Origin of the sequence: Rhodococcus sp. NyZ502, from assembly GCF_041464245.1 — a bacterium.
In the GTDB taxonomy this organism is placed as follows: Bacteria; Actinomycetota; Actinomycetes; order Mycobacteriales; family Mycobacteriaceae; genus Rhodococcus_F; species Rhodococcus_F qingshengii.
Genome location: NZ_CP167155.1, coordinates 3,098,638 through 3,112,512 on the forward strand (window position 1 = coordinate 3,098,638; position 13,875 = coordinate 3,112,512).

The 13,875-nt window shown below is 64.2% G+C and carries 11 protein-coding genes; 3 read left to right on the plus strand and 8 right to left on the minus strand.

Features of this window, described 5'->3' with window-relative positions:
• Positions 1-7: 7 nt before the first annotated feature.
• Positions 8-715, minus strand: coding sequence for a TVP38/TMEM64 family protein (locus tag ACBG85_RS14490; protein ID WP_007727829.1), 708 nt, complete (start codon positions 713-715; stop codon positions 8-10).
• A gap of 423 nt (positions 716-1,138) precedes the next feature.
• Here ACBG85_RS14490 and mutA point away from each other — a divergent pair, with 423 nt between their 5' ends.
• From mutA to meaB, 3 genes are read left to right on the plus strand one after another with little or no spacing between them, the layout of a single operon-like run.
• Positions 1,139-3,034, plus strand: coding sequence for a methylmalonyl-CoA mutase small subunit (gene mutA / locus ACBG85_RS14495; RefSeq protein WP_372027818.1), 1,896 nt, complete (start codon positions 1,139-1,141; stop codon positions 3,032-3,034).
• Entirely contained in the window at positions 3,031-5,283 is a 2,253-nt protein-coding gene (scpA, locus tag ACBG85_RS14500; RefSeq protein ID WP_003944912.1) for a methylmalonyl-CoA mutase, read from the plus strand. The genes mutA and scpA overlap by 4 nt, the downstream gene beginning before the upstream one ends.
• 17 nt (positions 5,284-5,300) lie before the next feature.
• Positions 5,301-6,293: a methylmalonyl Co-A mutase-associated GTPase MeaB gene (gene meaB / locus ACBG85_RS14505; RefSeq protein ID WP_007727819.1), complete on the plus strand. Its 993-nt coding sequence runs from the start codon at positions 5,301-5,303 to the stop codon at positions 6,291-6,293.
• A gap of 62 nt (positions 6,294-6,355) precedes the next feature.
• On the opposite strand, the gene ACBG85_RS14510 is transcribed toward meaB, so the two are convergent.
• The 7 genes from ACBG85_RS14510 to ACBG85_RS14540 form a co-directional block, all read right to left on the minus strand.
• A complete protein-coding gene (locus ACBG85_RS14510) occupies positions 6,356-7,303 on the minus strand; it encodes a sulfite exporter TauE/SafE family protein (RefSeq protein WP_372027819.1) in 948 nt (315 codons plus the stop codon).
• Positions 7,304-7,534: 231 nt separating this feature from the next.
• Positions 7,535-8,569 carry a nucleoside hydrolase gene (locus ACBG85_RS14515; RefSeq protein WP_166502286.1) on the minus strand — a complete coding sequence of 345 codons (1,035 nt, stop codon included), beginning with the start codon at positions 8,567-8,569 and terminating at the stop codon, positions 7,535-7,537.
• Entirely contained in the window at positions 8,562-9,038 is a 477-nt protein-coding gene (locus ACBG85_RS14520) for an OsmC family protein (protein ID WP_007727816.1), read from the minus strand. Before ACBG85_RS14520 ends, ACBG85_RS14515 begins: the two co-directional genes overlap by 8 nt.
• 31 nt (positions 9,039-9,069) lie before the next feature.
• Positions 9,070-10,383, minus strand: coding sequence for a CoA transferase (locus ACBG85_RS14525; RefSeq protein ID WP_054782066.1), 1,314 nt, complete (start codon positions 10,381-10,383; stop codon positions 9,070-9,072).
• Between the two features lie 18 nt (positions 10,384-10,401).
• Positions 10,402-11,280 (minus strand): hypothetical protein, encoded by an 879-nt coding sequence (locus ACBG85_RS14530; RefSeq protein WP_030536382.1) that lies wholly within the window; start codon positions 11,278-11,280, stop codon positions 10,402-10,404.
• Positions 11,281-11,283: 3 nt separating this feature from the next.
• Positions 11,284-12,372, minus strand: coding sequence for a hemolysin family protein (locus tag ACBG85_RS14535; protein ID WP_003944826.1), 1,089 nt, complete (start codon positions 12,370-12,372; stop codon positions 11,284-11,286).
• Positions 12,365-13,747, minus strand: coding sequence for a hemolysin family protein (locus ACBG85_RS14540; RefSeq protein ID WP_003944847.1), 1,383 nt, complete (start codon positions 13,745-13,747; stop codon positions 12,365-12,367). The genes ACBG85_RS14535 and ACBG85_RS14540 overlap by 8 nt, the downstream gene beginning before the upstream one ends.
• Between the last annotated feature and the right edge of the window lie 128 nt (positions 13,748-13,875).

Below are 13,875 nucleotides of genomic sequence, written 5' to 3' on the forward strand. Positions count from 1 at the left end.
TCAATAGTCAATCGTTTTGGGTTGACTCAATCAAATCAACCTCTTGGGGTTGACCGTTGTCAACGATGGTTTCGCCCGGTGAAGGCTGACGGCGAGCGTCGAACACCAGACCGGCGATGCCGATCGCAATGCAGATCCCGGACAGAATCAGGAGACGAGGATCGGCTTCGCCGGAGAGCGCATCGCCCAGAACGACAATCCCAACAGTGCCGGGCAAGATGCCGACGACGGTGGCAAGGATGTAGGGCACGATCCGGATCGACGAAATGCCGCAGCAGTAGTTCACCACCGAGAAGGGGACAAACGCGATCAAGCGCAGAGAGCCGACGGCCAGCCACCCCCGCTTTTCGATCCGCTCGTCCACCCGCCGGATCGTCGGACTCGAAATCCGTTGCCACACGACGTCGCGGCCGATGGCGCGGACCAGGTAGAGGGCCAGAACGGCGCTCACAGTCGTTGCCGCCACGGTAAGAGCGATGCCGGTCACCGAGCCGAAAAGAACCCCCGCGCTGAGCGTGAAGACGGTGCGCGGGAACGGCGCGACGGTGACTATCGAATGAACCAGGAAGAACACGAGGGGAAACGCCGGGCCAACCGAGTCCGCCCACTCTCGCACCTGGGACACCGTGGGATGTGGGGCGAGGAGGGCTGCGAGGAACAAAGCGAGCACTACCAGGACTATTGCGATCAATCTTCGGTCCAGCAGGCGTCCCATCACAGGTCACAAGGCTACCTGCGAACGGTGAACCGGGCCGACTGCCGACCCGCAATCGTGAGTCGAACATCGCCACGGGGGTGGGAAAGCGACGTGCTCCAGGCGACAATGAAACGGCGCTGTGACGAAAACCACTAGGCTTTCGGAGTGGCCTTCACCTGCAGTCCCGGCCAGTGAAACGAACTCGCGGGTAACCCGCAAACATGCTGAACAATCGCTAGGTAAGGGCCGGTTACACGTGCACGAACGACCGAATCCGCACGTCGCCCGGCCGGTCGGAAAGTGGCCACGAACAGCCCTGTGAAGAACATGACGTGATCCTCACGATATCTGGGCTCAACCGCGGGTTAGCATCACAGAACTAACGAACAAATCCGATTATCGGTAAAGCGCTCACGCAAAAAATGAGAGGGAGCGGACACAGTGTCATTAGCTTCAGAAGCCGAGGCTGTCGAGCAGGCGTACGCGGAGTGGCAGCGCTCCGTAGCCGGTGTGCTCGCCAAGTCCCGCAGAGTCGATGCGGCAGAACTGGGCCCCGAGCCACAGAAACTGCTCGAAACCGTCACCTACGACGGTGTCGCTGTCGCACCGCTCTACAGCCCACGCGACGAGCGTCCCGAGCAGAGCTTGCCGGGCACGTTTCCGTACGTGCGTGGCGTCGACGCTCACCGTGATGTCAATGCCGGTTGGTTGGTTTCCGCTGCATTCGGAACCGCCTCGGCGGCCGAGACCAATCGCGCCATCCTGGACGCCCTCGAAAACGGAGTCAGCGCACTCTGGTTGAAGGTGGGCGCCGACGGCGTTCCGGTCACCGACCTCGCCGCTGCGCTCGAGGGCGTGCTTCTCGACCTCGCACCGCTCACGCTCGATGCAGGCGCAGCGACAAACGATGCAGCCCGAGCACTCTTCTCACTCCTCGATGCACGCAGCGAAGCCGGCGACGGTGTCAGCGATCGCAGCAGTATCCGAGTTCACCTCGGTGCAGCACCGCTGACCAGTTCGTTCTCCGGCGCAGCCGACATCGAATTTGCAGGCGCAGTCGAGTTGGCCGCCCTCGCCGCCGCTCGTGCGGAAACCGTGCACGCGATCACCGTGGACGGCACGGCCTTTCACAACGCGGGTGCCGGCGACGCCGAAGAACTCGGAGCCGCAATCGCCGCCGGCCTCGAGTACCTCCGTGCACTCACCGCCCAGAGCGGCCTGACCATCGGTGCTGCGTTGTCGCAGTTGGCTTTCCGCTACGCGGCAACCGACGATCAGTTCCAGACCATCGCGAAGTTCCGCGCCGCACGTCTCGTATGGGCACGCATCGCCCAGGTCTGCGGAGCTTCCGATTTTGGTGGAGCGCCGCAGCACGCAGTCACCTCCGCCGCGATGATGGCTCAGCGTGATCCCTGGGTGAACATGCTGCGCACGACCCTCGCTGCATTCGGCGCCGGCGTCGGCGGAGCAGATGCAGTGACTGTTCTTCCGTTCGACGTCGCCCTGGCCGACGGCACCCTCGGTGTCAGCAAGTCCTTCTCCTCGCGCATCGCGCGCAACACACAGCTGCTCCTGCTCGAGGAGTCGCACCTGGGCCGTGTCCTCGATCCGTCGGCCGGGTCTTGGTACGTCGAGGACCTGACACAGCAGATCGCCGCCACCGCGTGGGCGTTCTTCCAGGAAATCGAAGCAGCCGGCGGATATCTGGCGGCACTCGAAGCGGGAATCGTCTCCGGTCGCATCGCCGCTACCAAGGCCAAGCGCGACTCCGACATCGCACACCGCAAGACCACGGTCACCGGTGTCAACGAGTTCCCGAACCTCGGCGAAACGCCGCTGTCCGCCGAAGCCGTCGAGCCCGGCCAGTCCGTCGCCCGCTACGCAGCTGCATTCGAAGCGCTTCGTGACCGTTCGGACGCGTTCCTCGCCGCCGGCGGCGCCCGTCCCACTGCGCTTCTCGCGCCGCTGGGCTCGGTTGCAGAACACAACGTGCGCACCACGTTTGCGTCCAACCTGCTCGCTTCGGGTGGTATCGACGCAGTCAACCCCGGCCCGCTCGAGGTGGGCGCCGAAGCCATCTCCGCTGCAGTCAAGGCTTCCGGTGCCACCGTCGCCGTGCTGTGCGGCACGGACAAGCGCTACGGCGAGAGCGCCGCAGCGGCCGTCGCCGAACTTCGCGCCGCCGGCATCACCAAGGTGCTGCTCGCAGGACCGGAAAAGGCAGTCGCCGACGCGACCGGCGATTCTCGCCCGGACGGATTCCTCACCGCCCGCATCGACGCAGTGTCGGCTCTGACCGAACTGCTCGACTTCATCGAGACGGGAAGCTCCAAGTGACGACACGAGAGGTCAAGCACGTGATCGGCAGTTTCGCCGAGGTCCCACTCGAGGACCCGCAGTCTCCGGCACCCACACCGCCGTCGGTCGAGCAGGCCCAGGCGCTCATCGAAGAGGGCGCCAACGCCAACAACTACGCCGCCGAGCAGGTTGTCTGGTCCACCCCCGAAGGCATCGACGTCAAGCCGGTGTACACCGGTGCGGACCGCACGGCCGCCGCCGAGTCGGGTTACCCGCTCGACAGCTTCCCGGGCGCAGCGCCGTTCCTGCGTGGTCCGTACCCGACCATGTACGTGAACCAGCCGTGGACCATTCGCCAGTACGCCGGATTCTCCACTGCCGCGGAGTCGAATGCGTTCTACCGTCGTAACCTGGCGGCCGGTCAGAAGGGCCTCTCGGTCGCCTTCGACCTCGCCACACACCGCGGCTACGACTCCGATCATCCTCGCGTTGCCGGTGACGTCGGAATGGCCGGTGTCGCAATCGATTCCATCCTCGACATGCGTCAGCTCTTCGACGGAATCGACCTCTCGCAGGTGTCGGTCTCGATGACGATGAACGGCGCCGTGCTGCCGATTCTCGCGCTGTACGTCGCTGCGGCAGGCGAGCAAGGTGTCACTCCGGACAAGCTGGCCGGAACGATCCAGAACGACATCCTCAAAGAGTTCATGGTTCGTAACACCTACATCTATCCGCCGAAGCCCTCGATGCGGATCATCTCGGACATCTTCGCGTACTCCAGCGCGGAAATGCCGAAGTACAACTCCATCTCGATCTCGGGCTACCACATCCAGGAAGCCGGAGCGACGGCCGATCTGGAACTGGCGTACACCCTCGCCGACGGCGTCGAGTACATCCGCGCCGGCCTCGACGCCGGTATGGACATCGACAAGTTCGCACCTCGCCTGTCCTTCTTCTGGGCCATCGGCATGAACTTCTTCATGGAGGTCGCCAAGCTCCGCGCCGGACGCCTCCTGTGGGCCGAGCTTGTCGCCAAGTTCGATCCCAAGAGCGCGAAGTCTCTCTCGCTGCGTACCCACTCGCAGACCTCCGGCTGGTCCCTGACCGCGCAGGACGTCTTCAACAACGTTCCGCGTACCTGCGTCGAAGCCATGGCTGCCACCCAGGGCCACACTCAGTCCTTGCACACCAACGCACTCGACGAAGCGATCGCATTGCCGACGGACTTCTCCGCCCGCATCGCCCGTAACACCCAGTTGCTGCTGCAGCAGGAATCCGGCACCGTGCGTCCCATCGACCCGTGGGGTGGCTCGTACTACGTCGAGTGGCTCACCAACGAACTCGCCAACCGGGCTCGCAAGCACATCGAAGAGGTCGAGGAAGCCGGCGGAATGGCTCAGGCCATCAACGAAGGCATCCCGAAGCTGCGCATCGAGGAAGCTGCCGCCCGCACCCAGGCACGCATCGACTCCGGTCGGCAGCCGCTCGTCGGCGTCAACAAGTACGTTCCCGACGAGGTCGACACCATCGAAGTTCTCAAGGTCGAGAACTCCAAGGTCCGCAAGGAACAGCTCGAGAAGTTGGTTCGCCTTCGCGCGGAACGTGATCCGGAAGCCGTCGAGGCCGCACTGGCGAACCTCACTCGCGCTGCCGCATCCACCGAAGGCGGCATGGAGAACAACCTCCTCGCCCTCGCTGTCGTCGCCGCCCGCGCGATGGCTACCGTCGGCGAAATTTCCGACGCCCTCGAAAAGGTGTACGGACGCCACCAGGCCGAGATCCGCACCATCAGTGGTGTGTACCGCGACGAGGCAGGAACGGTGAGCAACATCAGCAAGGCGATGGAACTGGTCGAGAAGTTCGCCGAGGACGAGGGACGTCGTCCCCGCATCCTCGTCGCGAAGATGGGCCAGGACGGTCACGACCGTGGCCAGAAGGTCATCTCCACGGCCTTCGCGGACATCGGATTCGACGTCGACGTCGGACCGCTGTTCCAGACCCCCGAAGAGGTCGCCAATCAGGCGGCCGACAACGACGTCCACGTAGTCGGTGTGTCGTCGTTGGCCGCCGGTCACCTCACCTTGGTGCCGGCGCTGCGGGAGGCTCTGGCTGCGGCCGGTCGTCCCGACATCATGATCGTCGTCGGCGGCGTCATTCCGCCCGGTGACTTCGACGAACTCTACGAGGCCGGCGCTGCTGCCATCTTCCCGCCCGGCACCGTCATCGCCGACGCTGCCAGCGGATTGTTGGAGAAGCTCTCCGCCCAACTGGGTCACGACAACAGCTGAGAAGGGGGTCACTGAAGATGGCACGTCAGCCCATCGACATTGATTCCCTCGCCGAGGCGGTGCGCGGAAATCAGCGTGCCGGCCTCGCTCGGGCGATCACCCTCGTCGAGTCCACTCGCGACGACCACCGGGCCCTCGCGCAGCAACTTCTACTGAAGTTGCTGCCGGAGGCCGGGGGAGCGCACCGGATCGGCATCACCGGCGTTCCCGGCGTCGGCAAGTCGACCTTCATCGACGCGCTCGGAATGTACTTGCTGAGCAAGGGACATCGGGTTGCGGTGTTGGCGGTCGATCCGTCGTCCACCCGCACCGGCGGCTCGATTCTCGGCGACAAGACACGCATGGCTCGGCTCACCGTCGAACCGAATGCGTACATCCGGCCGTCACCGACGTCCGGCACGCTCGGTGGTGTTGCCAAGGCAACCCGCGAGACCATCGTGCTTCTCGAAGCTGCCGGTTTCGACGTCATCCTGGTGGAAACGGTGGGTGTCGGCCAGTCCGAAGTCACTGTTGCCAACATGGTGGACTGCTTCACGTTCCTGACCCTCGCTCGTACCGGTGATCAGCTCCAGGGCATCAAGAAGGGTGTCCTCGAGCTCGCAGATCTGGTGGCGGTCAACAAGGCCGATGGCAAGCATGAGCGCGAGGCAAAGGGCGCTGCCCGCGAATTGGCGGGTGCGCTTCGCCTGATCTACCCGCACGACGCCATCTGGAAGCCGCCCGTCATCACGATGAGCGGTCTCGAAGGTGTCGGGCTGGACGAGTTCTGGGGAACTGTCACCAAACACCGTGAGGTGCTCACCGAAGCAGGACAGTTCGAGGAGAAGCGTCGCAAGCAACAGGTCGATTGGACCTGGACGATGGTCAACGATCAGCTGCTACGCAGGCTCTCGAGCAACGATCGGGTGCGTGCGATCCGGGCCGACGTCGAGCAGAGCGTGCGTGACGGTTCGCTGACGGCAGCGTTGGCGGCGGGGCGAATTCTCGACGCGTTCGACGGAAGCAACTAGCGCGGAAAGAACGAAATCCCGGGTATCCGAGCGCGGATACCCGGGATTTCTTCTGTGACGAGCTATCGTTCGCGTTTGACTGCAGGCTCGGTGAGTTCGGTCTCGACAGCGAGTTCGACTCCCGTGAAATCGCCTTCTGCCTCGGCCGGGGTGAGCGTGGACCGCTTCCACGCGTAGAACAGCAGCGCTGCCCACGCGCCGAGAATGGTCAGGTAACCGGCCACTGTGACCGCCCCGGTGATGTCGAAAGATTTGAACAGCTTCTGTGCGTTGGTCAACACGATGACGCCGCCCACCGCCGTTCCGAGCAAGGTTGCAGGTACGCGGCTGACCAGCCACGCCGCGAACGGAGCTGCGATGACACCGCCGAGCGCGAGACCGGCGACAACGAGGAGGTTTCCCGCCGACTCACGTCCCAATCCGACAAGGAATCCCAGCGACGCGGCTGACGCGACCAGAAACTCCGAGGCGCTGACCGAGCCGATCACGGTGCGCGGCGCGGTCTTTCCTCGTGAGAGCAGCGTGCTGGTGGTGATCGGACCCCAACCACCACCGCCGGATGCATCGATGAAACCACCGAACAGGCCGAGTGGGGACAGGAAACGTGCAGTGTGCGGGGTGGTACGAGCGTCCGCGACGGCCGGTGGGCGGACCGAAAAGCGTAGTGCCACATAGATACCGATGGCCAGCAGGATCGTCGCCGTGATGGGGACTGCCGCTTCGGTGGACAGACCCGAGAGCACAGTTGCGCCGATGAATGCACCGACTGCGCCGGGCACACCGAGCTTGGCGACGAGCTTCCAGTCGATGTTCTTGAACTTCCAATGCGACACACCCGAAGCGAGGGTGGTGCTGACCTCGGCCAGGTGAACAGCGGCGCTGGCCTGAGCCGGACCGAGGCCACCGATCATCAACAGAGTGGTTGCGGTGACACCGAAGGCCATACCGAGGGCGCCGTCGACGAGCTGGGCGCCGACGCCGACAAGGGTGAACAAAAGAAGGTTGAACATGAGAAGACAGACTCCGAGCGAAGAAGCGACAAAGTCAGGGGTGCAGGCAGCGAGAAATCGCCGCTCAGCAACACGCCTGATCGAAGCATGCGCTACGACGAGTGGGCCAGAACGCCATCAATCCGAGCGCAAATGCCGGGGAGGCATCGTGGCTGGAAATCTGCACGTCAGGTCCTTTGTTCTCGTTCGTTGGTGTTCTGTCCATGCGAGCATAGCCGGTGACCGGCTCGGTCAACCCACGACGCGGGCGTAATTTCCCACTCGGTGGACAAGTCGATCGAAGAATTCCGCCGGATCGGTTCTGACCGCGATATCCGCGTTGGGCTCACGCTGCCAGTGCCCGACCCAGTCCGCGACCGTCGTTCCGATCAGCAGTGGACTCTCGGTTTCGACATCTACCGTTGCCGGTTTCAGCGTCGCCAGGCTCGGATCGAGCGCGACGGCAGCAGCGAAGGGATCATGCATGTGAGCAAGAAATCCCTGGTCGTATTCACGGTGGAATTCCATGTAGAACCGGATTGCGTCGGACATATGCCTGATCACGCTGTTGGACGCGGAACTGCGGACGTCGGGACCGTCGTCAGGCGAGATGATCTCTTCCGGGGTGCTCCCGGCAGCTTCGGCGAGCCGACGCACATGTTCGGGGAACATCTCGATGGATTCGGTGACGTTGAGGCCGCAGATGATCGGGCGCCGGTGCGCGGGTACGACGGAGAACGCGTCGAACACCTCCTTGGCGGCGTGCGGATCCACCGAGACGTTCCACTCCGCGGTCGGCGTCGTGTTGCCCGGATAGTTGAACGACCCACCCATCACTACCAGTCGCTTCAGCAGAGACGGCAGATCGGGTTCACGTCTGATCGCCAAGGCCAGGTTGGTGAGCGGCCCCGTCACCAGCCCGGTGAGTTGTCCGGGGTACTCCCGGACGAGATCCACCCAGAGGTCGGTGGCGGTTCGGACCGAGCGCTTGCGACCCGAATCGGGGAGGACCGCATGGCCGATTCCTTGCGGACCGTGAGTCTCCTCGGTGGTGCGCAACGGTATGACCAATGGCTCGCGGGCGCCGAGTGCAACCTCGATGTTCGGGGCGCCGCAGAGCGCAAGCCAGTTCAAGTTGTTGGCCGCGACCTGTTCCACCGGAACGTTGCCGGCGGTGCTCGCAATCCCCAGTATCTCGGCTTCGGGGCTGGCAAGGAGATAGAGAAGCGCCAACGAGTCGTCGATACCGGTGTCGACGTCGACGATGAGCTTGTGCATGTCACTCATCGGTGGCCACCAGGATCGTCGGGGAATGCAGGACGGGGAAGTTCACCGACCGAGCGATGAAGCACTTCGTGTGTGCGGGGCCGTGAAGCTCCTGGGCCTTCTCGACCATCGACGCCTCCGCGACCAACACCGTCGGATTCAACGTCACTTCGATGAACTGGCCGCCGCCATCGGATTCCTCGATCATGCTGCCGACCGGCTGATCGCTGTAGTCGAGAACGACGACCCCAGCGGCAGCTGCCAGCCCGAGGTACCAGAGCATGTGGCACTGGGCGAGGGAGGCAACGAGCAGTTCCTCGGGGTTCCATCGCTGCGCGTCGCCGCGGAACGAGGGATCGGAGCTGCCGAGAAGTTCCGGCTTTCCGACCGCGGATATTGCATGATTGCGCGAATATCCCTGCGTGCTGGACGTTCCGGTTCCCAGATCGCCCGTCCACTGAAGGTCGAGTGTGTAGGTATGTGACTTCACAGGTCCATCTTGCCCTGAATGTGCCGGTCCCTCAGTGTGCCCACTCCGCGCGATCCGATCCCCACGGATGCGCCGGTTCGGGGTAGTCCTCGAACTCTGCCAGCGCGGGTCGTGCGGTGGTCACGTCGGCATGGTTGACAACAACATTCAGGCCGGGAGCGGTCGGTAGACCGGGATGGGCGGTTCGGCCGGGTGCGTCGAGAAGACGAGCGCCTGTGCTTGCCAGCGACACGTCGACGTCGCGGCCACGGCCGTCGTGCGAGCGCAGTGTCAACGCGTCGAGGATCCCCGCTGCCAGGAAGTATCCGGTCGAGTGGTCGAGTGCCTGCGCCGGAAGTGCGCCAGGGTTCTCACCACCCTCGAGGAACGAAATGCCGGACGCGGCCTGCACGATGCTGTCGAAGCCACGGCGATTCGCCCACGGACCTTCCCATCCCCATGCGCTGACGCGCCCGTGAATCAGGTGGGCGGGAAGATCCTGCCCGATGAGCGCTTCGAGTGCACCCGGCCGGTAGCCGGTGACCAGTACGTCTGCGGTTTCGAGGAGTTCTCGGAACGCTGCCGCTCCGGCCGAGGACTTCAGGTCGAGAAGCGCCGACCGCTTGCCCTGTCCACTGTCGAGGTGCTGCCATCCGATCTCGGGGATCGCCGGGGGATCGATCCGCAGAACGTCAGCGCCGACCAACGCCAGGGCACGCGTCGCGACCGGACCGGCGATGACGCGGGTCAGGTCGAGAACGCGTGGGCGCGTCGGATGCGTGCGGGGTTTTCCCTCGTCGCGTGCTCGGATGGATACCAGAGGCGCAGACCTCGCAGCTGCGCACTGCTCACTCAGGCGCCACTCGGTCTCGGTACGAACACGGACCGCGATGGCTCCGATCTCGGCGGCCTGCTGCTCGATCTCGATGGCGCTGAGTTCGGATATCCGTTGCGCCACTGCATCTTTGGGTGATCCATGAACGAGCGCGAGGACGGCGAGCAGGCGGTCGCGATGGTGCGGATAGTTGCCGTGCGTGCGGACCCAACCGTCGCGGGCGGCAAAGAACCCCGAGTGCTCGGAGAACCCGTTGATCGGCTCGCCGCCGATCCGGAACAGTCGATCGCTCGAGAAGGACGCGGCGATGCGCTCGGGATCGAGGGTCCAGTGTCCGTCGCCCGGGCGGGTTGACCGATGAATCGCCGAGGCGAACGCCGCGACTGAGCCCGCAGCGAGGTCGAACACCGGCAAGTGCGCCGCAAGGAAACCCGCCGAGTCCGGGCATTCGATGTGCCCGCGTCGGTCGTCGCTGTGCACCCCGACGTCACGCTGGTATTCGTCGAGATAGAACCCGTACCCGTGATCCATGCGACGCCTTTCGGCAGTTCAGTGGCCGAGAAGCTCCCGGCACTTCTCTGCCAGCGTATCGCGGAGCGGCGCAGCACGATCCGCCAACTGTTGTTGCTGACGCACGTATTCGGCGCGGCCCGCGGGAGTTTCGATACGAATGGGGGAGTACCCGTACTCGGCAAGGTCGTATGGGCTCGCGCGCATGTCGAGTTCACGGGCCAGGAGCGCGTGTTCGAAGCACCGCATCACCAGGTCGGAATCGACGAGTGGCAACAACTTGAAGCTCCACTTGTACAGATCCATACCGGCGTGCAGGCAGCCCGGCTGTTCGTGATCGATCTGAGTTTCGCGTGCAAGCGGGAGCGAGTTCTTGGGGGCCGCGTCCGGTGTGAAGAACCGGAACGCGTCGTAGTGCGTGCATTTGAGTGGCAGGGATTCGACGACCGCGTCGGTACCGGCGAACCCGAGTCGCAGCGGCACCGACTGGTGACGGATTGCGTCCTCGCCGCCGCGATAGACCATCGCCCATTCGTGGAGGCCGAAGCAACCCAGCACAGCGGGCCGCGCAGACGTCTGATTCAACAGATTCCACACGAATTCGACTGTGTGACGCCGACGCTCCAGCACTGAGGCCTCGACCGTCGCGGTACCCGACTCGTCGACGCGGTAGCCGGAGAAGGCTGCGTATTCGGCGGCGTTCTCGAGCGCGACTCCGTACCCGGGGTGCCAGCGGCGCAGTTGGGCGGGTTTGAAGTTGTAGTACGTGAAGAGGAAGTCGTGCACCGGGTGAGAGATACCGGCGCTACGACGCGCTCGGTGCGGCTCGACGAGCTTCTCCACCTCCTCGAGGTGAAGTGCCCGCCGAGCCGTCCACTCGCTCTGCGCGAGTGCGAGTGAATGCACCGAACGTGTCATCGATCAGCTGTTTCTTTGTCCGGGAACAGCATCCGTGCCGCGGTGCGTGCCGTCGCGGACCGTTCCGACGTACTCCTCGAGGAGATCCTCGAGCGCGACGATACCGATCACCACTCCGTCAGCGTCCGTGACAGCGCCGAGGTGCGAGCTGGCCCGACGAAGGCCGGCCAACGCTTCGGCCAGCGGTGTGCTGAGCGGAACGATGGGCAGCGGCCGGATATCCGACGTCGGAACGACGGTGTCCGGTCCAGCGGCCTCGTCGAGCACCTCGTCGAGCACGTCCTTGAGGTGCACGTACCCAGCCAGCGATCCGTCGCTCGCTCGCACCGGGTAACGCGAGTATCCGGTCTCGATGACCGCACGCTCGATCTCACCCAGTGTTGTTCCCGACGGTGTGAGGGGAATGGTCCGCACCTTGTCGAGAGTGATCAGGACCTCGGAGACGGTCCGATCGGTCGATTCGAGTGCCTGCTTCAACCGCCGGTGTTCTTCGGCGTCGATCAGACCTTCAGATCGCGATTCACCGATCATCGCGGACAACTCCACCGCCGAGACCGTGACGTCGAGTTCGTCCTTGGGTTCGACGCGCAGGAGCTTGAGCACTCCGTTCGCGCACAGGTTGTAGAACGCGATGATCGGGCGAGCGATCTTGATGAACGCCAGATGCACGGGAACGAGCAGCATGGCCGTCTTCTCGGGGCCGGCCAACGCGATGTTCTTGGGCACCATCTCGCCGAGCAGGATGTGCAGCACGACGACGAGCGACAGCGCGATGGCAAACGAGATCGGGTGCAGCAATCCGTCGGGCAGGCCGACGGCTTCCATCGGCACCTCGAGGAGGTGCGCAATGGCGGGCTCGGCGACCTTACCGAGGAGGATCGAGCAGATCGTGATGCCCAGCTGAGCCGCCGCAAGCATGAGCGAGAGGTTCTCACCGGCCTTGATGACTGTGAGCGCCCGCTTCTTGCCTTGCGCGACCAGTGCTTCGAGGCGGTCACGTCGTGCGGAGATCAGTGCGAACTCCGCACCGACGAAGAATGCATTGCCGGCGAGCAGCACGACGGTGAGGAGTACACCGAAGAGGTTATTCATCGTCGGACTCCTTCTTGCTGTCGTCTGCGGATTCGGGTTCGACGTAAGCGGGGACCGGCGTGATGGTCACCCGGTCGATACGGCGGCCGTCCATGCCGGTCACTCGTGCAATCCACTTTCCGCGCGAATCACCGGACGAGTCGACGTCGGGCAATTCCACCTCGTCACCCTCGTCGGGGATGCGGCCCAGTTCGGTGAGCACCAAGCCGCCGAGCGTGTCGTAGTCGCCTTCGGGAGCGGTGTACCCGGTTGCCGAAGTGACCTCGTCGATGCGCAGGAGACCGGAGCACGACCATCCGTCGCCGACGCGCTGCACGTCGAGTTCGGGTTCGTCGTGTTCGTCGCGCACATCGCCGACGATTTCCTCGATGAGGTCTTCCATCGTGACGATGCCGGCAGTTCCGCCGTACTCGTCGACGACGAGCGCAACCTGCATACCGTCGGAGCGGATTCGCTCCATGACGGTGTCTCCGTCCAGGCTCGACGGCACGACGGGAACACGTTGAGCCAGACTGTCGACGCGCGTCGTGCGCCGACGTTCGGCCGGAACGGTGAACGCGTGCTTGATGTGTACGACGCCGACCGTGTCGTCGAGATCGCCGCGAACGACCGGGAAGCGTGAATAGCCGGTCCGCGACGCCGTCACGATCAGGTCTGCGACGGTGTCCGAGAGTTCCAGCGATTCGATCTTCACTCGCGGAGTCATCAGCTCTTCTGCCGTGCGGTCACCGAACTGCAGTGAACGGTCGACGAGCATCGCCGTGCCCTTGTCGATGGACCCGCGCTGCGCGGACGTCCGCACGAGGGACCCGAGTTCCTGCGGTGATCGCGCGGAGCGCAATTCCTCCGCGGGTTCGATGCCCAGGCGTCGCACGATCCAGTTGGCGGTTCCGTTGAGGCCGTTGATGGCCCACCGGAAGATCAGCGAGAACCCTGCTTGCAGGCCCGCAGTCGCGCGGGCGGTGGGCATCGGCTTGGAGATTGCGAGGTTCTTCGGTACGAGCTCACCGAAGATCATGGAGAACGAGGTCGCGATCACGAGCGCCAGGATCAAAGACGTTGTCGAGGCAGCGGATTCACTGAGCCCGACGGCCTTCGTGACCGGTGTGATGAACCGTGCCAGGACCGGCTCGGCCAGGTAACCGGTGATCAGGGTTGTGATCGTGATGCCCAGCTGAGCGCCGGAGAGCTGGAACGAAAGAGTCTTGTGCGCGTGTTGAACCTGCCGCGAGCGTCGGTCGCCGCCACGAGCAGCTTCGTCGACGGTGCTGCGTTCGAGCGCGGTCAGTGAGAATTCGGCCGCCACGAAGAGGGCGGTGCCTGCAGTCAGCGCGATGAAGCCGACCAGGCTGAGAATGGTGAAAACGATGTCCATGTGTCATCGCCACCTGAGATGTGCACGGGGGCCGCCGGGTTTGTCTCCCGGCTCGCTAGAGGAGCCCTCCGAACCGGCGGAATCAGAAGATTCCTCGGATAAGACGACGGGTGTAGCGCCGGGTAAGT

Coding starts and splice junctions, on each gene's coding strand:
- ACBG85_RS14510 (WP_372027819.1), bottom strand. CDS start 7,303: ATGTTCAACCTTCTTTTGTTCACCCTTGTCGGCGTCGGCGCCCAGCTC.
- ACBG85_RS14530 (WP_030536382.1), bottom strand. CDS start 11,280: ATGACACGTTCGGTGCATTCACTCGCACTCGCGCAGAGCGAGTGGACG.
- ACBG85_RS14490 (WP_007727829.1), bottom strand. CDS start 715: ATGGGACGCCTGCTGGACCGAAGATTGATCGCAATAGTCCTGGTAGTG.
- ACBG85_RS14525 (WP_054782066.1), bottom strand. CDS start 10,383: ATGGATCACGGGTACGGGTTCTATCTCGACGAATACCAGCGTGACGTC.
- ACBG85_RS14515 (WP_166502286.1), bottom strand. CDS start 8,569: ATGAGTGACATGCACAAGCTCATCGTCGACGTCGACACCGGTATCGAC.
- meaB (WP_007727819.1), top strand. CDS start 5,301: ATGGCACGTCAGCCCATCGACATTGATTCCCTCGCCGAGGCGGTGCGC.
- ACBG85_RS14535 (WP_003944826.1), bottom strand. CDS start 12,372: ATGAATAACCTCTTCGGTGTACTCCTCACCGTCGTGCTGCTCGCCGGC.
- ACBG85_RS14540 (WP_003944847.1), bottom strand. CDS start 13,747: ATGGACATCGTTTTCACCATTCTCAGCCTGGTCGGCTTCATCGCGCTG.